The organism is uncultured Kordia sp. (genome assembly GCF_947489565.1).
In the GTDB taxonomy this organism is placed as follows: Bacteria; Bacteroidota; Bacteroidia; order Flavobacteriales; family Flavobacteriaceae; genus Kordia.
Genome location: NZ_CANLEA010000007.1, coordinates 56,075 through 82,150 on the forward strand (window position 1 = coordinate 56,075; position 26,076 = coordinate 82,150).

A 26,076-nucleotide genomic window follows, 5' to 3' on the forward strand; every position below is an offset into this window, starting at 1 on the left:
AATTAGTTAACAAATGTAGCTGAAATTACAAAAATTAGTTACTTTATTGTTGAATTAATTAAAAAACTATAATAAAATGAAAAAACTAATTTTAGCAGCAGTAGCTGTTTTTGCATTTGCTTTTTCTGCAAACGCACAGAACTTTGAAGTAGGTATTAACGGAGCTATTCCTATAGGAGATGCTGGAGATTTTTCGAGCTTTAGTATCGGAATAGATGCAGCTGCATTATGGAATGTATCTGAAGATTTTGATGCAGGTGTTGCAACAGGATTTACAAATGCATTTGCAAAAGACATTGCAGGCGTTTCTGTTGATGATGCGCAATTTATTCCTATTGCTGGAGCTGCACGTTACAATGTTTCTAGTAAATTTTATGTAGGTGCTGATTTAGGGTACGCAATTGGAATCAACGATGGAAACGATGGTGGATTTTACTACAGACCAAAAGTTGGGTATGATGTTACTGAAAAAATTAACATTAACTTGTCGTATACAGGAATATCCATTGATTCGCCAGGTTTGAGTACTTGGGATACTATCGGATTAGGAGTTGCGTTCGGATTATAATAATACGCAAACATACAAACTAAAAAGGAAGTCAATTTTGACTTCCTTTTTTTGTTATAGAAAATGTTGTAAAGGGATTTCTTAAAATAAACTTATCAAGTTCTTATAGAAATCATAAAAGGAAGTATTCAGTTTCTTTTTTTTGTTAAAGTGAGTTAAAGCAATAGTAATGGATAGAACTTTTTAGATAGATTCGTAGTAACATTAATTCATAATTTAAATCGATTACTACATGAAAAAAACTACTATCCTAATTGTATTACTGTGTATTGGATTTACCACGAATGCACAAGAAAAATTTTCTTTTGGAGTCAAAGCTGGAGGTAACTTGTCCACTGTTTCAGGCACAAATACGGGCTCAGATATTACGAGTCCACGAGTCGGATTTCACGTTGGAGTTATGTCTGAGCTATCTCTTTCCAATAAGTTTTCACTACAAGGAGAATTAGTCTACTCGCAACAAGGAGTCAAACAAGATGCTTTGGTTTCTATTGCGCCATCTTTGATCCAAGAGGTGGAATCACGTTACGACTATTTGAATGTACCTATTTTGGCAAAATATTATTTGACAAACAATTGGAGTGTTGAAGCTGGTCCTCAATTGGGAATTTTACTTTCTGCAAAACGTGACATTGCTGGTGCAGAAGTAAATGTAAGAAGCAGTTTGGAGTATGTGGATCTGTCAGCTGCGATTGGAACTAGTTATAAATTTAATAATGGATTGAACCTAAGTGCACGTTACAATTTTGGTTTAACTAATTTGAATGGGACATCAGGTGTATCTGCAACAAATTATAATAGCGTATTCCAATTATCCGTTGGTTATTTCTTTAAATAATTTTTAAAACGACATATAAGTTGAAAAAAGAAGCCTTTGTGCTTCTTTTTTTGTGGAAAACATATTGATAATACTTCTAAACTTAATACATTCGTAAGACATTAACAATCATTAAAATCGAATATTATATGAAAAAAGTGACTATTCTTTTCCTATTGCTATGTGTTGGAATTACCGCCAATGCGCAAAATTTTTCTTTTGGTTTTAAAGGCGGATATAACTTAGCAGGTATACAAGGAGATAATTCTAATGGATTTAAAATGCGCCATGGTATTCATTTAGGAGCTGTTGCTGAATTTGAGTTAGCTAGTAACTTTTCAATTCAACCAGAATTAATGTATTCACAACAAGGCGCAAATAATAATGCGATTTTTATATTCAGTGAATTTCCTCTTTTAGAAGGGGAATTGGAAGCGCGTTACAATTTTATAAATCTGCCAATCATGGCAAAATATTATATTGTAAAAGGATTGAGTATAGAATTAGGACCTCAAATAGGTTTTTTGCTTTCCGCAGAGCAAAGAGAAGAAGGACAAATTATAGATGTAAAAGATCGTATAAAAAGTATCGATTTTGGTGTGAATTTTGGCATAGCTTATAAATTCTCAAACGGATTAAACTTTGGTGTACGTTACAATGCAGGACTCTCAAATATAAATGATGTGAGTGGTTTTACGGATAAAAACAGATATGGTGTAGCACAACTATCCATTGGTTATTTTTTACGAAAATAAGACGCACATACACAAATCATAAAAAGGAAGCTTCAGGCTTCTTTTTTTGTGCATTGAAATTTGTATTTTTACCAAAACAATTGCCATGAATATCATTATAATCAATGGACCAAATTTAAATCTGCTTGGAAAGCGCGAACCAGAAATCTACGGAAGTGCTACGTTTGAAGATTATTTTGAAACACTGAAATCTCAATTTCCTAAAGTAAATTTAAGCTACTATCAATCCAATGTAGAAGGTGAATTGATCAATAAACTACAAGAAGTAGGTTTCGAATACGATGGCATCATACTCAATGCAGGCGCATATACACATACATCTATAGCCATTGGCGATGCAATCAAAGGAATTACTTCGCCTGTAGTAGAAGTACATATTTCTAATACATTTGGCAGAGAAGCATTTCGTCATCAATCGTATATTTCTCCTAATGCCAAAGGTGTCATCTTAGGTTTTGGAATGCAAAGTTATCAATTGGCAATTCAGAGTTTCTTAGCTTAATTTCACGAAATAAACGATATCAATTTGTCATCATTCCCTGAATTTTTGTTGACGAATTCCATCTGACCCAAAACTAAAACAAAAAATCACAGATGAAAAAGGCATACTTTAATTGGAGTACAGGAAAAGATTCTTCGCTGGCTTTATATCATATTTTACAACAAAAAGAATACAATGTAACGCAATTAGTGACTACGGTCAATAAAGATTACGAACGTGTTTCGATGCATGGTTTGCGAGAAGCACTGTTGGATGCGCAAGTGGAACGTTTGCAATTGCCTTTGCAAAAAATATACTTTCCAGCGGAAGTCACCATGTCCGATTATGACAAAGCAATGCGCAACGCTACTCAAAAGCTGATTGAGCAAGATTATAAGTATGGAATTTTTGGAGATATCTTTCTAGAAGATTTACGAAAATATCGTGAGGAAAAACTACAAGAAGTCGGTATTACAGGTGTTTTTCCACTTTGGAAGCAAGATACAAAAGCCTTATTGAAAGAATTTCTCTCGTTAGGCTTTAAAGCCATTACAGTTTGTGTCAATGCGAAATTGTTGGATGAATCGTTTGTAGGTAGAATTTTAGATGAAGACTTTATCAATGACTTGCCTGAAAACGTTGATCCTTGTGGCGAAAACGGAGAATTTCATACATTTACCTTTGATGGACCTATTTTTTCGTCTCCGATTGATTTTACAATTGGCGAAAAAGTGTTAAAAACCTACGCACCATCTAAAAAAGAGGAAGATACTTGTGGCTCAGATGATTCTAGTTGGGATCGGGCTTTTTGGTATTGTGATTTGATTCCGAAATAGACAAAATCTCTTAAAAATTAACATTTCCCTGTGAAAACTTTACATAAGTTTTGGCAATTACTTAAGAACAAATTAAGACACATCTAAGCTATATTTGAATGTGAAACAAAACGAAGTTTCACAGCAATTTTTTCATAGCTGAAGGTGGGATATCAGTTATTAGGTTGGTTGAGGGAAAAGTCATTCAAGTGAGATTGAATGGCTTTTTGCATTTATAAAAATCACATAAAAATCTCTTTAAAATACACAATTACAGCTATAGGAAGTAACCATTTAATAGCAGTATACACAATAGAAGCAATCACTGCTAATACGATGACAACCCACAACCATCTTTTTTGTTTTTTATCCATCTTAAAACGTACAAAATCTCTTATTGCAAATAAAAAGCAAATAGAGAAAAGAAACAATAAAAAAAGAGGTCGTTAAAGTTGCCTTTAAAACGACCTCAATAATTATCATAGTTAGTTAAAGTCTACTGTTCTTGTTGGCAAGGAATGTCTCTGGTGATACATAATTGTATGCTCAAACAAGAAACACATGTATTGTTGTGCTGTGTATAGGTAATACATGACATCACTCTACTGCAAATGGACCAAGTCTGTGATCCATCTCTTCCACCAATAATTTGATTTGGAGTTAAGTCAGAAATGGAATTTTTGTTAAGCTGTAAATTTTTTAAATTTCGTTTTTTCATAATAGATAAATTTTAAAATTAATAATGAATTAAAAGTATTGATAATGAATCTATTATGAGTAAGTGTTTATGTAGTGCAGCGTGCAATTTATAAATTAACAGGCATAAGTATTGCACAATTTATGAATTGAAATATTGGCAATACAATTCTAGTAGTCGAATGACATTAAAATAAAAGCGAACTTCGGTTTAGTCATTGCTGGAAGATTTTTTCTTCCGACCATAACTAATTTCGGTTCGCCTTAAAAAATTACCTTACAGTTTCTGTACAAGGTCCTATTTCTCCAGGATCTGTAGTATTACATCCAAAATCTATTGAAGGACAGTCATTCGCTACTGAAGGGCAAGTGTGTGAACCACATATTTTTGGATGCGAATCACAACCAGGAAATAACCATGATCCTGCATTACCTCCTGTCAAATCGCGAACTTGAAGGCTGGAAATTGATTTTTTGTTAAGCTTAAGAGAATTAAGATTCTTTCTTTTCATAATAAATGATTTTAATATTAATTGTTTAAAAGTCAGGTAAATAATGAGCGGAAACAATAGAGAATACAAATTTGTAGTGTTTTAATTCATATTCGTAAAAACAAAATAGACATAAAAAAAGCGAACCGAAGTTCGCTTAATTTGATAATTACATTAATTAACAAACGTTAAAAGTATCATCTGATGAATACCAGCAACCTGTTGGTTTGTTCGATTTACCATCACAAACAGTTTCTATAGTATGCGGGTCACATTGCGTACAATGCGTTTGTTGTGATAAACATACATCTACAACAACTGTTGCACAATTTCTAGAATAGGTCGGAATTTGACCTCCGCGTAGCGCATTAAAATTAGAAACTTGCGTTTTGTTAAGCGCTAGGCTTTTGAAACTCTTTTTTTTCATAATCTAAATGATTTTATGTTAATACTTTCTAGTTCGTGAAGTAGTAAAATGTTACCCTATGTTATGAAATTGCACAAAAAAAGCGAACCGAAGTTCGCTTATAAGTTGTTAGGCAACTGAGCAATCACAGGAATGTTCATTATTTTCTGTGACACAAGCACAAGTACCAAAAAAAGTACCTCCAGGTGGACAAAAATCAGTATCCTGTGTTGGATGATTTGTGCAAATAAATCTGAATGTAGTAATGCTTCCTCCTTTAATTTTTGATGCTGTAAAATTAGAAACTTGCGTTTTGTTAAGGCGTAAATTTTTTGGATTCTTTTTTTTCATAGTATATATATTTACATTGATATAGTACAATGATAAAAAGATGAACAGCAGAATAAAAACGCTATTTCTCTGCATTTATAAATCACGACTCGTTATTTATAAATTGCTAGAAATCAATGGTTATACGCAAGTTTTTATTTGTGCTCAAGAGTTTTTGTTCTCAGATATTTTTTCTCAATATAAAACGTTGCAAAAGGAACTAACGATGCAATAAATAAAATAGCAAAACGCTTCATTGTCCATTTTTGTTCTTCCGTAACTAAATAAGCAAATACCACATAAATTACAAACAAAAGACCATGTGCCATTCCTACAATCTTATTCGGCATGGTAATTTCCATCATATACTTTAATGGCATTGTAATAAAAAATGCGATGTATGAAATTCCTTCCGCTATGGCAATCCAACGAAAGTTTTTTAAAGTTTTTGTTTCTCTGATAGTTGAGTCCATAAATATAAACGTAAAAAAGTATAAAAAAAGCCGCTCTAGGAGCAGCTTTTCAAAATATATCATTAAATGTGAATGACTTCATCATACGCATCAGCAACTGCTTCCATGACTGCTTCACTCATGGTCGGATGCGGATGGACAGCTTTTAATACTTCGTGTCCTGTAGTTTCTAATTTTCTACCCAATACAGCTTCGGCAATCATATCAGTCACACCGGCACCAATCATATGGCAGCCTAACCATTCTCCGTATTTAGCATCAAAAATTACTTTTACAAAACCTTCTTTATTTCCACCTGCGCTAGCTTTTCCAGATGCAGAGAACGGGAACTTACCAACTTTGATATCGTATCCTTGCTCTTTTGCTTGTGCTTCTGTTAAACCAACCGAAGCAATTTCTGGAGAACAGTACGTACATCCAGGAATATTTCCATAATCTAAGGCTTCTACATGCATTCCTGCAATTTTCTCTACACACAAAATTCCTTCCGCAGAAGCAACGTGAGCTAAAGCTTGTCCTGGCGTAACATCTCCAATTGCGTAATATCCAGGAATATTCGTTTGGTAGTAATCGTTTACTAAGATTTTATCTCTATCGGTAGCAATTCCAACAGCTTCCAATCCAATATTTTCAATATTTGTTTTAATTCCAACAGCCGATAATACAATGTCAGCTTCTAAAACTTGTTCTCCTTTTTTCGTTTTGACGGTAGCTTTTACGCCATCGCCCGAAGTATCAACCGAAGTAACTTCTGCAGAAGTCATCACTTTAATTCCACTTTTCTTAAACGAACGTTCTAACTGTTTAGAAACATCTGCATCTTCTACAGGAACAATCTTAGGCATATATTCTACAACAGTAACTTCTGTTCCCATTGAGTTATAAAAATAAGCAAACTCCACACCAATCGCTCCAGATCCTACTACGATCATCTTCTTTGGTTGTGTTGGCAAGGTCATTGCTTCGCGGTAGCCAATAACTTTCTTTCCATCTTGTGGCAAGCTTGGCAACTCACGCGAGCGTGCTCCAGTAGCAATCACAATATGTTGTGCACTATATTCGGTTACTTTTCCATCAGCATCTTTTACATCGATCTTCTTTCCAGCTTTCAAGGTTCCAAAACCGTTCAATACATCAATCTTATTCTTTTTCATTAAGAACTGAACACCTTTGCTCATTCCGTCAGCAACACCACGACTACGTTGTACGACAGCGTCAAAATCCTTATCGTATTCTTTCACTGACAATCCGTAATCTCCAGCATGTTTCAAATATTCAAAAACCTGTGCTGATTTCAATAAAGCTTTCGTTGGAATACATCCCCAGTTTAAGCAAACTCCACCAAGACTTTCTTTCTCAACGACTGCGGTTTTAAACCCTAATTGAGAAGCTCTAATGGCAGTTACATATCCACCAGGACCACTTCCTAAAACGATGATATCGTATGTACTCATATCTTAAAATTTTGTTGTCTGTTTTTCAAGATGCAAATTTACGGAATTCTGCTTTAAGAATAAACTATATGTACTTGTTTTTGATTGTTAGGCACGCTTTGCTCTTAGATTGTTAGACTTGCTTTGCTTATAGACACGCTTGCGCTTTGGGATTGTGTGTCTTTGTCAATCTATCAATTTGTTTATTCGTTCATTTCGTATATCAATTTCATTCAAGAATTCCAAAGTACGTTTATCGTTACTCTCAAATTGACAAATAGACAAAAAGACAAATCAACAAATTGACACAATAAGGAAGTTCCCTTTCGCTACGCTTCAGGTCGCGCTATTCGCTGCAAGTCCGCGCTCGAAACTCGCTGTGGGCTTTCCACTGCTATCACTAACTCAGTTCGAAGTACGCTTTTTATTTGATACACTGCATGTCAATTCGAGCGCAGTCGAGAATACTGAGTATTTTATCTTTTGTTGATTTATTGTTGATTAGTTTTTTCGCCCATTTATTCTTTTGTGTTTTATTCTCTAACCGTCAGTTCGAGTGTTTTTGTCATATCGAGTGCAGTCGGGATAGGCAAAAATGTATCGAGAACAGCTCAGAAAATCAAAGTACTTCTCGATACTAAATTTCTTCGAAATTTCACTCGAAGTGACGTTTAGAGTTTTTCTAGAATAGAATTAGAAACGTCATTACGAGGAAGCATGACGAAGTAATCTGTTTCTCTATTGTTAGGTTACTATCCGTTTTTTCAAAACATTCTCAGATACTAACACTTTTACATTTTGAGTTTTTCTTTTTTTGTAGGAAATGTAACATTTGAGTACATTGTAGCAACTAACTTATTGTAAATACGAGTTAAGATATGGGAAAGCCGAATTTGGTAATAGATAGAGAGCAAAAAAAAGTTTTTTTGGATGGGGAGATCATAGGTAAAGTAGATACATCTAATTCGTATTCAGGAAAGGAAGAAGGAGACAGAATTATTATTGAAGATGTATTTAAGTTGGACGATATTTTGATTTCAAATTTGTTTAAATATAATTTTGAAGATTTGGTAATTACTTTTGATGAGATTTTTTTTTCATGCTATGGTTGGTTGAAAGAATCAGCCCCAGCTTATTACAAATGGTATCCCAATTCGAGTTCACATATTTATCTGTCTAGATCATGTAAGCCTATAGTTGATCTTCGTCTATTTTTGTACCGTTGGGATTTTTCTTTTAGTGTAAAATCTTTTATTGAAACCTTATCTGTTTTCATTCAAAATGATGAAACTATTAGAATTGATTCAGAAATACTAAAGAATCCAAGCCTAGCAACGATAAGTGTATTTTCCTTGTATTTTGATATAGATATAGAATTTAAAAAAATTAAAGTTTTATATGAAGAGGTCGTAGAACAGTTAAAACTAAAAATAGATTTAACAATTTCAGAATTAACTCAACAAAATAACTCAAACCTATCAAACACCTTCACATTCCCACCAGAAATCCAAAGTTCCTGTGAGCAATATCTTATCTACTTCGCCACATTCTTAAAAGACATCGGTATCAATGCAGAAACCAAAATTGAATCCAAAGCACATAAAACCTTATTTACCGTAATTCCAGCAAATGGAGAAGAAGCGTTGGATAAAATCAAAAAAGCACTGCAAATATATTTGTCGCTACCAGAAAGTCCAGAGTTTGAAAGTGTCGCTTCAGAGTTTACAGATATGTCTGTACAAAGGTTAGCTTCACAAGTCTATTTTTATAAATCTCAATTAGCTTTAGCAAGTGTGATGTTACAAGAGAAAGACAAACAAATTAAGAGTTTGAATATGAAAGTTTACCAACAAGAAGCTTCTGTTGAATTGCAAGTTTTAGAAGAAAAAAATGAAGAAAAGGTTTTTGGTGGCTTAGTAACAATTACTGAATTTAAATTGAACGGATTTAAAATCAATTCTCCAGAAATGGTACGCTTTTTAAAGAGAGTTTTTAAAATAAAATAAAATGTAAAATGCTAAATTTTAAATGTAAAAGTAATTTCCCCAACACCCAACACCCAACACCCAACACCCAACACCCAAAAAATGAAACTCCTCCTCATCGGTGCCTCAGGCTCAGGAACCACAACACTTGGAAAAGCATTGGCGAAAGCAACTTCATTTCCACACTTAGATGTAGATGCTTATTATTGGAAACCTACGAATCCGCCATTTCAAGAGAAAGTTGATGTAGCTGAGAGACAAGCACATTTACAAACAGCTTTTGAGAAATATGAAAATGTCATTGTCAGCGGTTCGTTGGTCAGTTGGGGAAATTATTGGAAAACGGCATTCGATTTGGTAGTTTTTGTCACCTTAGACAAAGACATTCGCATGATACGCTTACAACAACGAGAATATGAACGTTACGGAAATCAACTAGAAACGGATTCGAAAATCAAAGCGACTTCGGAAGCATTTCTCAATTGGGCAAAACAGTATGACAATCCAACATTTACAGGTCGTTCTATCAAAATTCATCGCGATTGGTTGGCGTCACTTTCTTGTGAAATTATGGAGATCAATAGTGAAGATTCTGTACAAAATAACGTTTTAAAAATACAAAGTCGTTTCAATTAAAAATAAAAGAAGTTGTAACACTTTTTAAAATACAACTACACATAATTTGTATCTTTTGAAAACCAAAAGTGAAGATCTCAGCTAGAAATTTAATATAAACTATTGAAAGAAAACTATCATTTTAATCCTTTTGCAGGTGTTTTAGATCATGAAGTCAATCATACGATTGTACCGAGATTTCCTATTTCAGAGATTGTTGCAGCAATAGAAAATAATCAATCGATTGCCATAGAACTGATAGGCAAACAAGGACGCGGAAAAACAACACATCTGATTTGGTTGCAACAGCAATTACCTGAATATCCAATCTTTCATTTAGGAAAAAATACAGAGATAACCGAGATACTTCAGCATGCTTCGGAAGTTGTTTTTGTGGATAGTATTCATCACTTAAATTTCAAAGAACGCTTACAGCTATTTAAGGCAAAAAGAGTCGTGATTTACACCACACATTATACGCGAAAACTCTCGTGTGTATTGACACAGAAAAAGCTGAAAGTCATTCGTTTCAAAGGAATTGATATTCACACATTAAAAAAAATCATAAACAATCGATTATCATTAGCACAAAAAGATAACCAAAAGCAAGAAATACAGGTAAGTGAAAGCGAGTTGCAGGAACTCATCAAAAAATATGGAGACAATTACCGAGGAATTATAAATAAATTATACGAAAACTATCAATGAGCAGTTCAACACTACAAGCAGAAATATGTATAGATGAAGTACACAAAGGCGAAGTTTGTACAGGATATTTGGATATTGTATCTACTGAAGATATTCTCATGGATGAAATTACTGCCAAAATATACTTTGAAGCGCGTGGAAAAATGAGTGGTTACAAAAACGAAGTACTTTCGTTTTCCATCATCACAGAACCAATATTGATAAAAGCAGGAGAAGAAAATAGCATTCCTTTTTCATTTGAAATCAATGATTTTGTGGAAAGCTATGAAGGCAAAAATGTGAGTTTTACGTACACATGCGAGGTCATGATGCATGTAGATGAGGAAGATTTTAAAAAGTTAGGATTGAATTTTTTAGCAAGTGTAAAATCATTCATCACTTCCGATAAAAGATTACGCGCGCAAAAACAATTTGAAGTCGCAGACCTTCATAATACCTATAGTGTAAAAGAAGGTACATATGATTTTAAGCTGAAACTCAATTATATATTACCCTTAGCAATTGCTGTAATTTTATTTTTGATATACATATCGTTGATTCCAGAATTCGATCTTAGTTTTACGATTCTGGGTATTGTAATCTTGATTACGTTTACGTTTATGATACATTATTATCTCGAAGATGCTTTGGGAAGATTGACCATGAAATTAGCAGATGACGATGATGAAAACTTTCATTGCGCGATTGAAAAGACAAAAAAAATTAATTTAAAAGAACAGCATGTCTATTATGAAATCATTGAAGAAGTTGTAGACAATCGAGGTACAAGTTCTAGTACTAATAGACAGGAGTTATATAAATCATTTCGTAAAGAAATGAAGAGTTTTAAAAAAAATACAGCTTTCACATTTCCGTATCCAGGCAATTTGAGCTATGCAACGATGGAGCAAAAAGATGTAAAGATTTATTGGCGCATGTGTATTACGGGCGTTTCTAATTTAGGTCTAAAATTAAAATATGTATCCGAATTTGAAGTCAAAAAAAACAAACCTATTCACAACAAAGAAGGTTTAGTGAAATTTTAAGAACGTTTAAATAAGGATTCTCATAAATTTAAGGAAATCGAGTATGTTTGCATTTCATTAAATAATAAAAATAACAGATGATTTCATCTTTAAAACGAATTACAATGCATAAATTTTTTCCCTACTTTCTAGCAATCATCATTTTGGTGAGCTGTACACAAAAACCAGCAGAAGGTGTTGTGTACGAAGATTTTAAAAATGATTTAGAAACACTTAAGTTTCAAGGGAAAGTAAAAAAAGTAGTAACACAAAATGCAGATTTCGAAAGTTCTTCAAGTGACAAACTGGAACCTGCAATACTAGCTGAAGTACAAGAATTTTCAGCAGATGGTTTTTTACTAAATTCTGAAGTGTACGATTACAAAGGAGAATTAGATAAAAAAACAACATATGCATATGATGATGAAAATAAGTTGACGAAAAAGTATGTTGTCAGTCCAGGAGATGAAATATTTAAAACAGAAACAGAAATGCTTTTACGTATCGCGGAAAGCAAAGAGCAACGATCTAGAACATATAAAGTATATACAGATAGTGTTTTGGACTATACAATGACGTATTTTGATGACAAACACGACAATATAAAGCCATAAGATCGTACAAAGAAACAACCTTAGAAGAAACATATAACAACATATATGTTCATGACAATAAACTAGCATTACGACTCAAAATTCAGGAAGCGAAACCAGATGATACGTTGGGGACATTTATATATGATGATAAAAAACGAGTTATTGAAGAAACTACGTATCTTAGTTTTACCCAATACAAAGAAGAATATACGTATGAAGGAGACATGTTGGTACAACAAAAAACATATCGTGTAAACAAAGCAGGAGACGCCTACGATATTTCAATACAAAAGTTTAATGAATACTACCATCCAATATACAAGTCATTTGACAACAAGAAAACTGTAATGGAAGATAAGTTTGAGTATGAATATGATGCAAAAGGAAATTGGATAAAGAAGACAAAATATTATAAATCAGTCCTTGACAAAGCTGGCGATTTTACAAAAACTAGCGTTATGTTGAGAGATATTACATATTACGATGAATAAAAAAACAAAAAGCAACGCATGAGCAATTCATTAAAACCTCAAAAAAATAATATTGACGACATTCAGTTTCCTCCACATGACGGAAACAATCAACAAAGAGAAGTAGTATTTGTAGAAAGAAGAGGCGCACCAACGATGCTGACTATTCTTGTGATATTTACCATCATTGGATCGTTGTTCTCTATGGGAAAATCGCTTTTCTATGATACGGTGGAATCATATTTTGGTTTTGGCGGAAGTTATACTTATTGGGTATATGCTTTAACTTGTGCAGGAACAATGATTGGCGCTATTATGATGCTTTCCAAAAGACTGAAAGGTTTGTATCTCTATTCGGCATGTCAAATCATTTTTATTGCCATGTTTATATTGAGTAGAATTCCTTCGGCAGATGTATATTATTCTACAAGTTATACCATGTTGGTGGCATTACCCGCAATAATCTTCTTAGTGTTGTATTGGTCGAAAGATATTAGAGATTATTTGACGAAATAAATATTGATCATGAAAAAAATACAGTTTAAAAAACAATTATTCTTTCTGAGTATATGTCTGCTTGTTTTTGCTTGTAAAGAAGTTGATCCCAACAAGCAAATTGATGAAGGTTATGTGAGTGATCAAGTCTATACAAGCAAAGAAATTGGATGGCAAATACTAATTCCTAATGGTTGGGATATTGTGACCAAAGAACAAAGTGATCAATATTCAGAAAGAGGGAAAGAAATATTTAAAGAAGGACTTGGTGTCGAGATAGATGATTCTCAATTAAAAGATTTAATAAGTTTTAAAAAGAATCAGTTCAATATATTTATTTCAAGTTCAGAGCCTTTTAAAGAAGACTTTGAAGGTGAATGGGAACAAAATAATGCAGATTTAAAATATTATCTATATGAAATGTTTAAGAATAATGGAGTCAATGTAGATTCAACAGCAACCACAACAGTTCGCATTGATGGACTCGATTTTAAACGTTATGGATTTACAATAAAAAAAACAAGTGGAGAAGTGATCCTAAACCAATTGATGTATATCAAGTTGATTAATGGGCATTCATTCAGTGTAAATATTAATTATAATAATGAGAGAGACAAAAAGGTCATGTTAAAAGCATTATTCGATTCTCAATTTAGAAAATAAAAACAACATACGTGTACGAATTTATAGAACAAAGTACTTATATTTTTGACAGCATATTGATGCCTATTTTTTTCTGGTATTCTCTAGGTTTAGTTGCCTTAAAACTCGCAGATGCAATAAAACCAAAGTTTTTTAGGATCGATCAGAAAATTTGTAAAGTCATTTCCATACTTGGAATCGTATATATATTTGCAACGCTGATCGTATGTTATGCGTATCATGAAGCAATTATGATGGTGTCAGGAATGGAACCTAATTCGGGCAGAGTTCCATTACATTTTTGGTTTTTAATATTATGGCGACCGCTGCTATTATTCATGTTTACACAATTACTTAGAGTGGAACAGATGAGTAATTCTATGGTATTCAGAGGAATTACCGCTGTGTTATTTTTAATTATTCGCTAGATTTTTTTTTAAGAACAATCTCAATGAAACACCTTTCAGACAAACGAAACAATCAACTTGCGTATTGTAAAGTTTGTGAATACAGAGACTTTGATAATCAAAAAGGAATTACTTGTGCGCTGACAAAAAATGTTGCCGATTTTGAAAGTGAATGCCCATCTATACGTATTGATTTTGAAGAAGTAGAAGGGCAAGAAATCGATCTTCACAATGCAATTCTTGATTACATACGAGAAAAATACGATTCGTTTTATTTAAAAAAGGAACACTATATTTTACCAAATCAACCCTTTTATTCTAAATACTACTCCAAAGAAAATACACAGAAAATTAAGATAAAAGGACCCAAGGATGAAAATGCTTGGACTACCATTGTTTCTATGGTTTTACTTGCATCTATAATGGCAATATTCAATACTGAAGGCAATGCTTATAAGCTATTATTTGGCTTCTTAATTTTTATTTCGGTTGTTTTTTTAGGAATACGATTAGTTATTGATACATATACGCCAGCAAAAGTAGGTTTTAGTACAGATGTGCAAGGATTGACAATACATCGCAAGAGAATTTTTTGGCATGATATTGTAGATTTTCGCATCATGCACAAGCCAGGAAAAGAAGGATATTATGATTTAATTTTGGGAACTATTAGTGAAGGTGTGCAAACATTTGATATAAGAGATATAAAAATTTCAATAGATCAGCTTTTAGAAATCTTCAGTTTCAACAGACTCGATTATTTAACACGTTATGATCGAAACCTACCTGACCTACTTTAATATTTATTAATTATATTTAGAAAAAGTAGATCGTATGAAAAACTGTATCGCATGTAATCAACCAATAGCAGCTGAAGTTAAATTTTGTCCTCACTGTGGAGCAAAACAACCATCGCAAACAGCAAACATTCCAAATACAGCAGAACAAGAAGCGCAGGCCAAACCTCCAACAATTATTATCATATTGGCAGTTTTAACCATTTGCGGATCACTGTTTGGCATAGGACGCGCACTTTTATATGATTTATTTGGTTCCGCAACCAATGATGACAGCATTCGAATCCGAGCCATTATTTATGTAGTCACTTCCGTCGGAACCATTTTGGGAGCCGTATTTATGTTGCTCAAACAACGAAAAGGATTATACATATACACCGTATTTCAAGTCATATATATTGCGACTGTCATATACGCAGCATCTGCGCATTCTCATAAAGACGAAAACCTATCTTCTGCAATGTTAGTTTTCTTTGTAGTACCTGCAATTTTATTTTTAATATTGTATTGGTTAAAAGATATTCGCAAGCATTTAAAATAATTATAAAACGATCAATTAATAAGCGTTACATATGCATTTCGGTTTCGGATTCAAAAGTTCTACCTTACTTATCTTCTTTATTCACGGATTGATATTTACGTTACTTTTAGTGTATAAAGGCATCCGAAACGAACACAAATCGAGTTTTTGGCTGGCAGCTTTTATCTTTTTATGTTCCATGTACATTGCGCCTTTTATGTTGGGTTATGCAGGTTGGTATGCAAAAGATCCGTATCGAGATATTCTATTTTTTATACCATTTCAGCAATTGTTTTTATTGCCGCCATTATTGTATTTCTATATAAAAAGTTCTTTGAATCCTTCATTTACATTTCAACGGAAAGATTGGCTGCACTTTGTTCCTACCATTCTGTATGGAATTTATAGTTTAATTATTTGGATTACAGATACAATCGTGTTGGATGAATACTATTTTTATGCAATTGAAAGAGATAAAGATTTAGCACTTTGGTATCAAATAGCTGGTTTTATTATGATGGTATTCTACTTATTTGCGTCTTTAAAACTGTATGCGCAATACAAAAAGAAAACCTATGAAACCGTAAGTTTTGCAGATTCTATTTTATACGTTTGGATGGAACGTTTTTTAATCGCTTTCTTAGGATTATTACTCATCCGAATTTTATTCTTCATTCTCAATCCTGAATGGGCAAACTTTGGAAATAAATATTGGTACTATCTCGCGTTTTCAATCTTATTTTATTATATCGCTTTAAGCGGATATATACATAGCATCAAAATAAATCTTCCGTATTTACCAAAACTAATTTCGACGGAATCTGTAGATTTTCTCGCGGAAGCAGAAGCACAAAATGAACCTGTAAAAACTTCAGAAAAAGTAGCAATCCAAATCACAGAAGAAGACAAAGCTTTGCAAAAACAGCTCGAACATTTTATGGTTTCTGAGAAGTTGTTTACAAATCCAAATTTGACCTTGTTTGATGTGGCTTCAAAACTCAATACGCATCCAAAAAAGGTGTCAAATATCATCAACAAAGGTTTCAAAATGAACTTTAACGACTTTGTCAATGCGTACAGAACAGAAGAAGTCATCAAAAAAGTAACTTCCAATGAAAATACTTCCAAAACGTTATTGGGAATTGCTTTAGATTCCGGATTTAACTCAAAATCAACATTTAACAGAGCTTTTAAAAAGCAAACACAGCAAACTCCCAAAGAATATTTTAGCCAAAAGAACTAAAAAAGAAGTGTCAAATCACGATTTGGCGCGCATTACATTGGATATATTACAACATTTGTAGCATCAAAAAACGTAAAAAACAATCTAATGAAATCGAACATAATATTTTTAGTTTTTCTCTTGTCATCAATGCTCACTTTTGGACAAGAAATCACCAATTCGCAACGTGAACAATTAAACAAAATCACGACACAAGATGTTCCGAAGAAAGCACCTGGAGTTGCCGGAGGAATTGTGAAAGATGGTAAAATTATATATGCAAAATATGCAGGTTATGCCAACTTAAAAGATAGCATGCACATTGGAAAATCGTCACGATTCAACATTGCATCCAACGGAAAACAATTTACCGCTTTTGCCATTTTAATCTTAGAAGAAAAAGGTAAATTAAGTCTAGAAGACGACATTCGAAAATACCTTCCAAAGCTCTATAAAAACATTGAAAATCCGATTAAAATAAAACACTTACTCAATCATTCTAGTGGAATTCGCGATGTATATCGTTTATGGAGTTTACAAGGATATACTTGGTGGAAACAGCAATACAACAACGCAGATGCTATGCAATTGTTAGAAAAACAAGAGGATTTGAACTTTACTTCAGGTTCCAAATATTTGTACAGCAATTCCAATTATATTGTGTTGACTCAGATTATAGAAAAAGTGACTGAAACATCGTTTGTAGACGTTACCAATCAGATGTTTAACGATTTGGGCATGCCAAATACTTCATTCGTAAACGATTATACAAACATCGAAGAACCTATAGCAAAACCGTATTTTAACTTTGATACTTGGACAACGTATGATTGGACTTGCAACTTACACGGAGACGGAAACCTATTTTCTACTTTGGAAGATCAGCTGCATTGGGAAAAAATCTTGCAAACTAAAAAAAGTAAAAACTTCTCTAAAGAAATCATCATCAAAAGTCAAGAGTTAATTGTCAACACAAACATTGAAAACTACGGATACGGCGTAGAATTTATGGAACACAAAGGTGAAAAATACCGTTATCATGCTGGAGGAACTGGCGCGTGGAAAGCCATTACTGCACGATTTGAAACAGGCAATTTCACCGTAGTAACGTTAACGAACAGTGGAAAAATTGATCCCATGATGCAAACCTTGCAAATGGCAGATGTATTGCTCAACAAAACCAATGAAAAAGAAAGTTTTCCAATAGTTCCTGAAAAAATAGGAGCGAAGGTAACAAATCAAGATATCTTGGGAATCTATCGTACGAAAGGCGGTTATATCATGAAATTTGAAGAACGAGAAGGCAATCTATACATGATTCGTTCTGGAAGAAACGACATTAAACTTGTACGCGAAGCCGATAATATTTTCCATCAATGGAATGATGCACCTTTCAAACAAGAATTTACCAAAAACAAAGAAGGAATCATGCAAATTACGGCGTATTATCCATCTGTAAAACCATTTACATTAACGCGTATTGAAAGTGATTTAAGCAAATTTGACTTTGCAATGTTGAATGGTTCTTATCTAAATTCAGAAACCAATGTTTCATTTACCATCAAAAACATAGGAAAAGAAAACTACGAAATCATCTTTGGAGAAGATATCATGAAAGGATTGTTAGTGTATGAAAATGAAATGCTTGTCGACGATTACAATTTGTCTTTTGAGAAAGACAGCAATGGGAAAATCAACGAAATTCTAGTAACGACAGATCGTATTCAGAATGTACGTTTTGTGCGGAAATAAAAGTTGATTGCTAGTGACTAATAAGAAAAACCGTAATGATTTTACAGAGAATTAGCTTATTTTTAGGTAATTACAAAAGGTAAGATCATGTCACAACAACTCAAACAGTTCAAGCAAGAACAAGCGCGCATTTCTCAGAAAAGACTAAAAACAACATATCCAAGAGAATTAACTATTGTAGCAGAAGGTGATTCTTGGTTCGATTATCCGTTTCGAAAAGATATCATTGACTATTTAATTAAAAAAGGATACGCAATTGATAAATATGCCAAAGCGGGCGATACCTTAGAAAATATGGTGTATGGAACAGAAGTAAAAAAACGCCGGAACTCGTACAGTAACAAAGGCGCTATATCGTTGCAAAAAACTTTAAATTCCATTCGAAAACACAAACCTAAAATAGTGCTTTTTAGCGCAGGAGGAAATGATATTGTAGGAAGTGAAATTTTAGGATATTTAAATCACAGTGTATCCAATCCGGCGAGTTTACTTAATAAAGAGATTTTTCAAGCGCGTTTGGCAGAAATGAAAACTGCGATTGAGTTTTTTATAAAATCGGTTCGTGCCACACATGTCGATTGTAATATTTTAATGGATGGATACGATTATGCAAAAGTGAATGGAAAAGGTTATAATTTTATTTTCAGAAATATAAAAGGACCGTGGTTATTGCCATCGTTTGTTGCGAAACAAATTTCTCGAAAGTCAGATCATAAAGCAATTATAAAATATTTAGTAGATGAGTTTAATCAAATGCTGATCGATTTAGATGCACAATACAATAACTTTCATCATATTGACTTGCGTGGAAAATTCCCGAACGATTCGCAATGGGACAATGAAATTCACTTAAAAAACTCAGGTTACAGAGAAATTGCAAACATTTATCATGCTAAAATTGAAAAAATATTTGGAGAAGATCCTATAAAAATATTTAAGCATTCAATCGTATAAAAAACATCGCGAACACCAATATTTATAAAGTCTAAGCTAGTTTAGTTTGGACTTTTTTATAAGCTAATTTTAAAGGAGTACGAGAACTAAAAACGTAAAAAAAATGTATTTTTACTGAAACAAAATCATTCAAACAACTACACATATAAAAACAGTAACATTAAAACCGATTATTTACCAAACTCCGCATGATTTATGAAAAAAATAGCATCTATCAGTTGTCTTTTAATGATTCTTATCAGTTGTCAAAACAAAAAAGAAGTGCATTCCACCGACAAAGATTTGAAAAATGATTTACAATTTGAAAACCTACATGGAAATGTAAAAGAATTTACGCTGAAAAAGGCATATCCTTTAGGAGATTCAGAAACGGAATTTCAAGAAGCGGTAGTACATGCTATATATACTTTCAATGAAGCTGGAAACTTTGAGAAAACTGAAATTTTCAATGATTTTGGCAAACTCGACACACGAAGTGCGTTTCTATACAACAACAATGAACTCCTAGTAGAATTTAAAATGCGAAGCTTTTCAGGAGATGAAAATATGGAAGTACGAGAATTGAATACCTACAATGAGGATGCTTTATTAGAACATCAAGAGCATTTTCAAAATCAAAAGCTTGTGTTTGAGGCAGATGTGACCTATGATACCGAAAAGAATATTACAACATGGAGGTATTTGCATAATAATCAAACAATGACCAAAACTGCGGAAACTTTTTTGGACGATCAGGATCGTATCATTAAAATCATAGAGACTTCTGATAAAGAAAATATCAAAAATGTACAATCGAATGTGTATGATGACTCAGGAAATCTTATAAAACATGAAGCAAACATTGGAAGTCTAAAATTTAGAGACGAATATACGTATGAGAATGGGAAACGTGTTGAAATGAAAAACTATAGCATTCCGCTAAGCGAAGAAGTGTTTTTGGATATGATTACCAATTATGATGCACATAAGAATGCTGTTAAAATTAGTCATTACGAAAACGCAGCGTTGAAAAAAGTGTTTACCTATACCTACGAATATGATGCGCAAGGAAACTGGATTAAAAAAATTACGCATATAAACAGAAATCCAGCATCTGGCGAAACATTTGATCTCTATCTATTAGAAACCAGAGACATTACTTATTGGTAATATTTCAATAAACACAATCGAAACAAGTCTACAAGTCAAAAAACAAAGTGCGTCTAAGATAGTCTAACGATCTAAGTAAGTCTAAGAACAAAGTAAGTCTAAGAAGTCTACAAATCATCCGTAAAATGCTTCTTGCTTTTCTCTTTGCTAAACTTATCAGCGTTATAATTTGATGATTTTCCTTTTGGAATAGACAACGATTCCCAAGCATCAGAACGAATCAATTTAGCAACATAGACCAACTGACCAACATGATATGAATAATGACTCAGTTGACGCGTCATGGCTTCCAAAACGGTATGTCCTTGATTTCGGATGTAAATAATGCGTGAAACATCTTCCGCTTGCAACGGATTGATCGCATCAAACAAACATTGCCAACCTTTTTCCCAGGCGGTCATCATTTCGGCTTTCGTTTTATAGGTAGCTTCAAACTCTGTATCGCGATGTCGCCACTCTTTTTCGCCATCTTCTGTGAGGAAGTTTGTCCAACGACTCAACATATTCCCAACAATATGCTTTACAATGATGGAAATGCTATTGCTGTCCTCGTTTTGTTGCCAATGAATTTCTTCGTCAGTTAATTGCGCAAAGGTTTTATCGCCCAAACTTTTATAATAGGCAAATTGTTTGCGCGTACTTTCTAAATAATTTTCGGAAATAGAATTCATGCGATGCTAAGTTTAGGTTGGAAATGCTCTTGTAAAAAAAGTTGAATATCCTTTGTTTCTCTTTCATCATCTAGCGTTACAGTATACGTAATCGGGACATTTTTAACGCTAGCAAATTTGACAGTCAAATCTTGATTCCTAAGGATAATATGTTCAATTTTATGTAGTGGTACTTTAAAATGTTTTAGTTGGTACTTACGATTTAAAAGATGGATAACAGTTAATACCAATAAAGGAATGAATGAAAAACTTATTTCTTTTTGTATAATCAGAAAAGCAAAAATTACAACAAGACCTGTATATATAATGTTGATAATATAATTTGAAGCATAAAAAAAAGTCAATTTTGGAGTTTCTGTTTCTTTCAAAATTTCACAAGTTTGCCAATTCCCATGATCGTTGAAATAAAAGAATTCTTCATTAATATTTAAATAGCCTTTCTTTAAAACAAAATAGCGTTTTTCCATATAGTAAAGATACTAAAAACTACGATGAAACATCATTGCGAGAAGCAAAGCGATGCGGTATTCTGTTTGTTAGAAAGCATTTTTGTTATTTTAAAGTAAAAGATTACTTCGTTATTCTTCTTTGCAAAGACGTATCAAACAACTCAAAAAAACATTCGTGAATTCGTGGTGAAATTTTAAGTAACAGTAAGCAGTTAAAAAACGAGTGAGATTCCTCATCAAGTCTAAAAACAAAGTGCGTCTAAGAAGTCTAAAAAGTCTAACGGTCTAAGAAAGTCTAAAAATCCAACAACCGAGCAACTTCAGCTTGCAATTTCGGAATTACATCTTCTTCAAACCAAGGGTTTTTACTCAACCAAAAACGATTTCTTGGTGATGGATGCGGTAAAGGGAAAAACTTTGGTAAATAACTTTCGTAATTGGAAACCGTTTCTGTCAAGGTTTTTTTAGCGTTCTCTTTTAAATAATATTTCTGAGCATATTGCCCAACGAGCAATACCAATTCTGCTTCTTGCATTTTAGAAAGTAACTGTTCGTGCCAAGCTTCTGCACATTCTTTTCGTGGTGGTAAATCACCTGATTTTCCTTTTCCAGGATAGCAAAATCCCATCGGAATCAAGGCAATATTTTTAGCATCATAAAAAGCTTCATCGGTAATACCAAGCCAATTGCGCAAGCGCTTTCCACTCATATCATTCCATGGAATACCATTTTGATGGACTTTTAATCCGGGCGCTTGTCCAATCAAAATAATCTTAGAAGATGCATGCGCTGCCAAAATCGGGTTGATACCAAGCGGTAAAAAATCTTTACAAATAGTACAACCCAATATTTCTTCTAATAAATTTTCCATAGTAGTATCGATATCAAAATGAACAATCAAACGTCACTACGAGGAGTTACAGCGACGTGGTAGTCTGTCAGTTAAAAAATATGTCTGTTATTTGAACAAAAAGATTGCTTCGTCATACTTCCTCGCAATGACGTTTCAAAAATTCTAATTATCTAAGCTAGTCTAAAAATCTAAGAACAAAGTAAGTCTAATAATCTATGCAGTCTATTTCTCAGGTACAAACTTCAACGCAACTCCATTAATACAATGTCTTTTTCCTGTAGTTTTTCGTGGACCATCATCAAAAACATGTCCCAAATGTCCGCCACAAGTAGCGCAATGTTCTTCCGTTCGGGCATAGCCAATATTATAATCGGTGCTGAAAGAAACATTTCCTGCAATCTCACGATCAAAACTTGGCCAACCTGTTCCTGAATCAAATTTATGATCACTTTTAAACAAAGGTGTATTGCAACCTGCACAATGATAGGTTCCTTTGGAATAGTTTTTATTCAGCGGACTCGAAAATGAACGTTCTGTTCCCGCTTTTCGCAACACATAAAATGCTTCGGCACTTAATTGCTTTTTCCATTCAGTTTCCGTTTTTGTAACCTTAAAAGTTTCTTTTTCGGTATTTTTTACTGCTTGTTTTTGAGCAGAAGTATTGCAACTAAATAACATGCCTATCAAGGCGATTAAAAAAATCTTTTTCATCTCTTCTTTTTTAAATTTTCAAAGCCAATTTTATACTCTAAAAATACGGTTTTTTACATAAATGATCTGTCGTAACAAAAAATGAATCATTACGAAAACCTTTTCGTTTTAATATTCCGTTAACTGTCACTTAATTATAGTACTTATATCATATTAATTACTTAGCTTTAAACTTATTACCGAAAAATAAACTAGAAAAAGGGTTAAAAATTAACGATGAAAGTACTTTTTTTTACGAAAGAATTTCCACCATATGTCTACGGAGGTGCAGGAGTTCATGTCGAATATTTAGCAGATGAACTTAAAGAATTGATGAAGGTTGATGTACGCAGTTTTGGAGATCAAAATATTGATACAGAAAATCTTAGCATTACAGGATTTTTAGGAAATCACGAAAGCTTTGAATCCACAGATAAAAAGTTAAAAACTATCTTTAATACCATGCAAACAAACTTGCATATGAATGCCAATGGTATCGATGCAGATGTAGTGCATTGTCATACTTGGTATGCGCAATTTGCGGGTATTATGGCAAAATTATGTTATGGTAAACCTTTGGTAATTACCACACATTCTTTAGAGCCGTTACGTCCTTGGAAACGCGAACAACTCGGTCGCGGATACGATGCTTCTTCATGGATAGAAAAAACAGCGATCGAAATGGCAGATGCGATCATTGCTGTTTCAGAAGAAACGAAAGTAGATGTGCTAGCACATTTCAACGTAGCTGAAGATAAAATAAAGGTGATTTACAACGGAATCAATCTACAGCAGTATCAATACACAGACGACAAAACAACACTTGAAAAGTTCAATATAGACGCTTCCAAACCATATGTATTGTTTGTGGGACGCATTACACGCCAAAAAGGAATCATTCATTTGGTCAATGCCATCAAACATATTGATACAAACACGCAAATTGTGCTTTGTGCAGGTGCGCCAGATACAGAGGAAATTGCAAAAGAAATGCAAGAAAGTGTAGCTGCAGTCAAAGAAACGCGTGACAATGTGTTTTGGATTGAAGAAATGTTACCAAAAGAAGAAATTATTCAATTGTATTCGCAGGCAACAGTATTTTGCTGTCCATCGATTTATGAACCTTTCGGAATCATCAATATAGAAGCCATGGCCTGCAAAACGGCTGTAGTAGCTAGTGCAGTTGGCGGCATCAAAGAAGTCGTGGTTCCAAATGAAACAGGAATTTTAATAGAAGTGGAGCAACAAAACACAGCGCCTTTTGAACCTGTAAATCCAGAAAAATTCGCCAAAGATTTAGCAAACGGAATCAACAAAGTTGTCAATGATAGCGAACTCAGACATCAGATGGAAATTGCCAGTAGAAAACGTGTAGAAGACTTTTTTGACTGGAAAGCCATTGCAAAACAAACCGAAAACCTATATAAATCTATCATATAATTACCACCATGATTAACGACAAAGTACTAAGTATCATTCTCGGAGGCGGACAAGGTTCACGACTCTATCCATTAACAGAAGCACGTTCAAAGCCAGCAGTTCCGATTGCTGGAAAATACAGATTGGTAGATATTCCAATTTCTAACTGTATCAATTCCGATATCAAACGGATGTATGTATTGACGCAGTTCAATTCGGCTTCGTTAAACAAGCATATTTCAAAAACCTATCACTTTAGTTTCTTTAGTTCGGCGTTTGTGGATGTCTTGGCGGCAGAGCAAACTATTTCGAGTGACAAATGGTTTCAAGGAACCGCCGATGCAGTACGACAAAGTATGCATCATTTTTTAAAGAATGATTTTGAGTATGCGTTGATCCTTTCGGGAGATCAATTATATCAGATGGATTTTAACGAAATGATCAAACAGCATGAACAATCGGGTGCGGAAATTTCCATAGCAACCTATCCGGTAAATGCGAAAGATGCGACGTCGTTTGGAATCATGAAAACCAATGAAGAGAATGTCATTACGTCGTTTATTGAAAAGCCTGCGGCAGAATTATTGCCAGAGTGGAAGTCGGATGTGAGTAAAGAAATGAAGAAAGAAAAGCGTTTGTACTTGGCTTCAATGGGAATTTATATTTTTAATAGAGATTTGCTCATCAAACTTATGGACAATCCTGATACGGTAGATTTTGGAAAGGAAATCATTCCGCAAAGTATCGACAAACATAAAACCGTTAGTTTTCAGTATGAAGGATATTGGACAGATATTGGTAATATTGATTCGTTCTTTGAAGCCAATTTAGGTTTGACGGATGATATTCCAAAATTCAATCTCTACGATCAAAAACGTCGCATCTATACCAACGCGCGTATTCTGGCGACTTCTAAAATCTCGGGAACTACCTTAAATCATACGGTTATTTCTGATGGATGTATCATTCAGGCGTCTAAAATAGAACGTTCTGTCATTGGAATTCGTTCCCGTATTGGAATCGATACCGTAATAGTAAACACGTATATGATGGGAAGTGATTCGTACGAATCTTTAGAGGAAATAGAGGAGAAGAAGATAGATATTCTTTTAGGAATTGGAGAACGTTGTTATATCAAAAACGCCATTATTGACAAAAACTGTCGCATTGGTGATGATGTCAAAATTCACGGTGGTCCAGATTTAGCAGATGAAGAAACGGACACGTATTTTATTAAAGACGGTATTGTGGTGATTAAAAAGGATGCTGTGATTCCTAAAGGGACGATTATACAGTAGCGAAACTCCTTTTTTGTGAAGTCTAAAAGACGCACACAAAACGGTAAGTTGAACTATCCCGATGAAAATCGAGATCTTACTTTTCTAAAGATAGATTACTTAAAGAATGACTAAG

General features: G+C 33.6%; 33 protein-coding genes. 22 read left to right on the top strand and 11 right to left on the bottom strand.

Going from position 1 to position 26,076, the window contains the following annotated elements:
- The first annotated feature begins 76 nt into the window (after nt 1-76).
- From Q0845_RS10855 to Q0845_RS10875, 5 genes are all read left to right on the top strand, one after another.
- Nucleotides 77-568, top strand: a complete 492-nt coding sequence (locus Q0845_RS10855) for an outer membrane beta-barrel protein (RefSeq protein ID WP_298512795.1) — start codon at nt 77-79, stop codon at nt 566-568.
- Between the two features lie 232 nt (nt 569-800).
- Nucleotides 801-1,406 (top strand): porin family protein, encoded by a 606-nt coding sequence (locus tag Q0845_RS10860; RefSeq protein ID WP_298512797.1) that lies wholly within the window; start codon nt 801-803, stop codon nt 1,404-1,406.
- Nucleotides 1,407-1,534: 128 nt separating this feature from the next.
- Nucleotides 1,535-2,140 carry a porin family protein gene (locus Q0845_RS10865; RefSeq protein WP_298512799.1) on the top strand — a complete coding sequence of 202 codons (606 nt, stop codon included), beginning with the start codon at nt 1,535-1,537 and terminating at the stop codon, nt 2,138-2,140.
- An 85-nt stretch (nt 2,141-2,225) separates the two neighbouring features.
- Nucleotides 2,226-2,642, top strand: coding sequence for a type II 3-dehydroquinate dehydratase (gene aroQ, locus Q0845_RS10870; RefSeq protein ID WP_298512801.1), 417 nt, complete (start codon nt 2,226-2,228; stop codon nt 2,640-2,642).
- 92 nt (nt 2,643-2,734) lie between these two features.
- Nucleotides 2,735-3,457 (top strand): diphthine--ammonia ligase, encoded by a 723-nt coding sequence (locus Q0845_RS10875; protein ID WP_298512803.1) that lies wholly within the window; start codon nt 2,735-2,737, stop codon nt 3,455-3,457.
- Nucleotides 3,458-3,678: 221 nt separating this feature from the next.
- Here the strand turns inward: Q0845_RS10875 and Q0845_RS10880 are convergent, their stop codons facing one another.
- From Q0845_RS10880 to lpdA, 7 genes are all read right to left on the bottom strand, one after another.
- Nucleotides 3,679-3,810, bottom strand: a complete 132-nt coding sequence (locus tag Q0845_RS10880; protein ID WP_298512806.1) for a hypothetical protein — start codon at nt 3,808-3,810, stop codon at nt 3,679-3,681.
- 122 nt (nt 3,811-3,932) lie between these two features.
- Nucleotides 3,933-4,154: a hypothetical protein gene (locus Q0845_RS10885; RefSeq protein ID WP_298512808.1), complete on the bottom strand. Its 222-nt coding sequence runs from the start codon at nt 4,152-4,154 to the stop codon at nt 3,933-3,935.
- A gap of 250 nt (nt 4,155-4,404) precedes the next feature.
- Complete coding sequence (locus tag Q0845_RS10890; RefSeq protein WP_298512810.1) at nt 4,405-4,644, bottom strand: hypothetical protein; 240 nt, start codon at nt 4,642-4,644, stop codon at nt 4,405-4,407.
- Between the two features lie 157 nt (nt 4,645-4,801).
- On the bottom strand, nt 4,802-5,050 hold the full coding sequence (locus Q0845_RS10895) for a hypothetical protein (protein WP_298512812.1): 249 nt from the start codon (nt 5,048-5,050) through the stop codon (nt 4,802-4,804).
- Between the two features lie 108 nt (nt 5,051-5,158).
- Nucleotides 5,159-5,380 carry a hypothetical protein gene (locus tag Q0845_RS10900; RefSeq protein WP_298512814.1) on the bottom strand — a complete coding sequence of 74 codons (222 nt, stop codon included), beginning with the start codon at nt 5,378-5,380 and terminating at the stop codon, nt 5,159-5,161.
- Nucleotides 5,381-5,514: 134 nt separating this feature from the next.
- Nucleotides 5,515-5,832 (bottom strand): DUF3817 domain-containing protein, encoded by a 318-nt coding sequence (locus Q0845_RS10905; RefSeq protein WP_298512817.1) that lies wholly within the window; start codon nt 5,830-5,832, stop codon nt 5,515-5,517.
- A 62-nt stretch (nt 5,833-5,894) separates the two neighbouring features.
- Nucleotides 5,895-7,286: a dihydrolipoyl dehydrogenase gene (gene lpdA, locus Q0845_RS10910; RefSeq protein WP_298512819.1), complete on the bottom strand. Its 1,392-nt coding sequence runs from the start codon at nt 7,284-7,286 to the stop codon at nt 5,895-5,897.
- Between the two features lie 857 nt (nt 7,287-8,143).
- Here lpdA and Q0845_RS10915 point away from each other — a divergent pair.
- The 15 genes from Q0845_RS10915 (at nt 8,144) to Q0845_RS10985 (ending at nt 20,581) form a co-directional block, all read left to right on the top strand.
- Nucleotides 8,144-9,271 carry a hypothetical protein gene (locus tag Q0845_RS10915; protein ID WP_298512821.1) on the top strand — a complete coding sequence of 376 codons (1,128 nt, stop codon included), beginning with the start codon at nt 8,144-8,146 and terminating at the stop codon, nt 9,269-9,271.
- Between the two features lie 81 nt (nt 9,272-9,352).
- Nucleotides 9,353-9,886 (top strand): AAA family ATPase, encoded by a 534-nt coding sequence (locus Q0845_RS10920; RefSeq protein ID WP_298512823.1) that lies wholly within the window; start codon nt 9,353-9,355, stop codon nt 9,884-9,886.
- A 102-nt stretch (nt 9,887-9,988) separates the two neighbouring features.
- On the top strand, nt 9,989-10,573 hold the full coding sequence (locus tag Q0845_RS10925; RefSeq protein WP_298512826.1) for a hypothetical protein: 585 nt from the start codon (nt 9,989-9,991) through the stop codon (nt 10,571-10,573).
- Nucleotides 10,570-11,598 (top strand): hypothetical protein, encoded by a 1,029-nt coding sequence (locus tag Q0845_RS10930; protein ID WP_298512828.1) that lies wholly within the window; start codon nt 10,570-10,572, stop codon nt 11,596-11,598. The genes Q0845_RS10925 and Q0845_RS10930 overlap by 4 nt, the downstream gene beginning before the upstream one ends.
- A gap of 104 nt (nt 11,599-11,702) precedes the next feature.
- Complete coding sequence (locus Q0845_RS10935) at nt 11,703-12,191, top strand: hypothetical protein (RefSeq protein ID WP_298512830.1); 489 nt, start codon at nt 11,703-11,705, stop codon at nt 12,189-12,191.
- Nucleotides 12,192-12,298: 107 nt separating this feature from the next.
- Nucleotides 12,299-12,664, top strand: a complete 366-nt coding sequence (locus Q0845_RS10940; RefSeq protein WP_298512832.1) for a hypothetical protein — start codon at nt 12,299-12,301, stop codon at nt 12,662-12,664.
- Between the two features lie 18 nt (nt 12,665-12,682).
- Nucleotides 12,683-13,159: a hypothetical protein gene (locus Q0845_RS10945; protein WP_298512834.1), complete on the top strand. Its 477-nt coding sequence runs from the start codon at nt 12,683-12,685 to the stop codon at nt 13,157-13,159.
- Nucleotides 13,160-13,168: 9 nt separating this feature from the next.
- Entirely contained in the window at nt 13,169-13,801 is a 633-nt protein-coding gene (locus Q0845_RS10950; RefSeq protein ID WP_298512836.1) for a hypothetical protein, read from the top strand.
- 11 nt (nt 13,802-13,812) lie between these two features.
- Entirely contained in the window at nt 13,813-14,208 is a 396-nt protein-coding gene (locus tag Q0845_RS10955; protein ID WP_298512838.1) for a hypothetical protein, read from the top strand.
- Between the two features lie 23 nt (nt 14,209-14,231).
- Entirely contained in the window at nt 14,232-14,987 is a 756-nt protein-coding gene (locus tag Q0845_RS10960) for a hypothetical protein (RefSeq protein WP_298512841.1), read from the top strand.
- Nucleotides 14,988-15,021: 34 nt separating this feature from the next.
- On the top strand, nt 15,022-15,525 hold the full coding sequence (locus Q0845_RS10965) for a zinc ribbon domain-containing protein (protein ID WP_298512843.1): 504 nt from the start codon (nt 15,022-15,024) through the stop codon (nt 15,523-15,525).
- 31 nt (nt 15,526-15,556) lie between these two features.
- Complete coding sequence (locus Q0845_RS10970; protein ID WP_298512845.1) at nt 15,557-16,747, top strand: AraC family transcriptional regulator; 1,191 nt, start codon at nt 15,557-15,559, stop codon at nt 16,745-16,747.
- 87 nt (nt 16,748-16,834) lie between these two features.
- Entirely contained in the window at nt 16,835-18,478 is a 1,644-nt protein-coding gene (locus Q0845_RS10975) for a serine hydrolase (protein WP_298512847.1), read from the top strand.
- Between the two features lie 87 nt (nt 18,479-18,565).
- The gene (locus Q0845_RS10980) at nt 18,566-19,432 is read left to right on the top strand and encodes an SGNH/GDSL hydrolase family protein (protein ID WP_298512850.1); all 867 of its coding nucleotides are present in this window, start codon (nt 18,566-18,568) and stop codon (nt 19,430-19,432) included.
- 195 nt (nt 19,433-19,627) lie between these two features.
- On the top strand, nt 19,628-20,581 hold the full coding sequence (locus Q0845_RS10985; protein ID WP_298512852.1) for a hypothetical protein: 954 nt from the start codon (nt 19,628-19,630) through the stop codon (nt 20,579-20,581).
- A 107-nt stretch (nt 20,582-20,688) separates the two neighbouring features.
- On the opposite strand, the gene Q0845_RS10990 is transcribed toward Q0845_RS10985, so the two are convergent.
- The 4 genes from Q0845_RS10990 to msrB all read right to left on the bottom strand — a co-directional run bounded on the left by Q0845_RS10990 (nt 20,689) and on the right by msrB (nt 23,265).
- Nucleotides 20,689-21,252: a DUF1572 domain-containing protein gene (locus tag Q0845_RS10990; protein WP_298512854.1), complete on the bottom strand. Its 564-nt coding sequence runs from the start codon at nt 21,250-21,252 to the stop codon at nt 20,689-20,691.
- Nucleotides 21,249-21,719, bottom strand: a complete 471-nt coding sequence (locus Q0845_RS10995; protein ID WP_298512856.1) for a hypothetical protein — start codon at nt 21,717-21,719, stop codon at nt 21,249-21,251. Before Q0845_RS10995 ends, Q0845_RS10990 begins: the two co-directional genes overlap by 4 nt.
- A 277-nt stretch (nt 21,720-21,996) precedes the next feature.
- Entirely contained in the window at nt 21,997-22,572 is a 576-nt protein-coding gene (locus Q0845_RS11000; protein WP_298512858.1) for a uracil-DNA glycosylase family protein, read from the bottom strand.
- A 204-nt stretch (nt 22,573-22,776) separates the two neighbouring features.
- Nucleotides 22,777-23,265 carry a peptide-methionine (R)-S-oxide reductase MsrB gene (gene msrB, locus Q0845_RS11005; RefSeq protein WP_298512860.1) on the bottom strand — a complete coding sequence of 163 codons (489 nt, stop codon included), beginning with the start codon at nt 23,263-23,265 and terminating at the stop codon, nt 22,777-22,779.
- Between the two features lie 216 nt (nt 23,266-23,481).
- Here msrB and glgA point away from each other — a divergent pair, with 216 nt between their 5' ends.
- Together glgA and Q0845_RS11015 are read left to right on the top strand one after the other, a co-directional pair.
- Nucleotides 23,482-24,684, top strand: a complete 1,203-nt coding sequence (glgA, locus tag Q0845_RS11010; protein ID WP_298512862.1) for a glycogen synthase — start codon at nt 23,482-23,484, stop codon at nt 24,682-24,684.
- A gap of 8 nt (nt 24,685-24,692) precedes the next feature.
- Nucleotides 24,693-25,961 carry a glucose-1-phosphate adenylyltransferase gene (locus Q0845_RS11015; RefSeq protein ID WP_298512865.1) on the top strand — a complete coding sequence of 423 codons (1,269 nt, stop codon included), beginning with the start codon at nt 24,693-24,695 and terminating at the stop codon, nt 25,959-25,961.
- Nucleotides 25,962-26,076 lie beyond the last annotated feature (115 nt).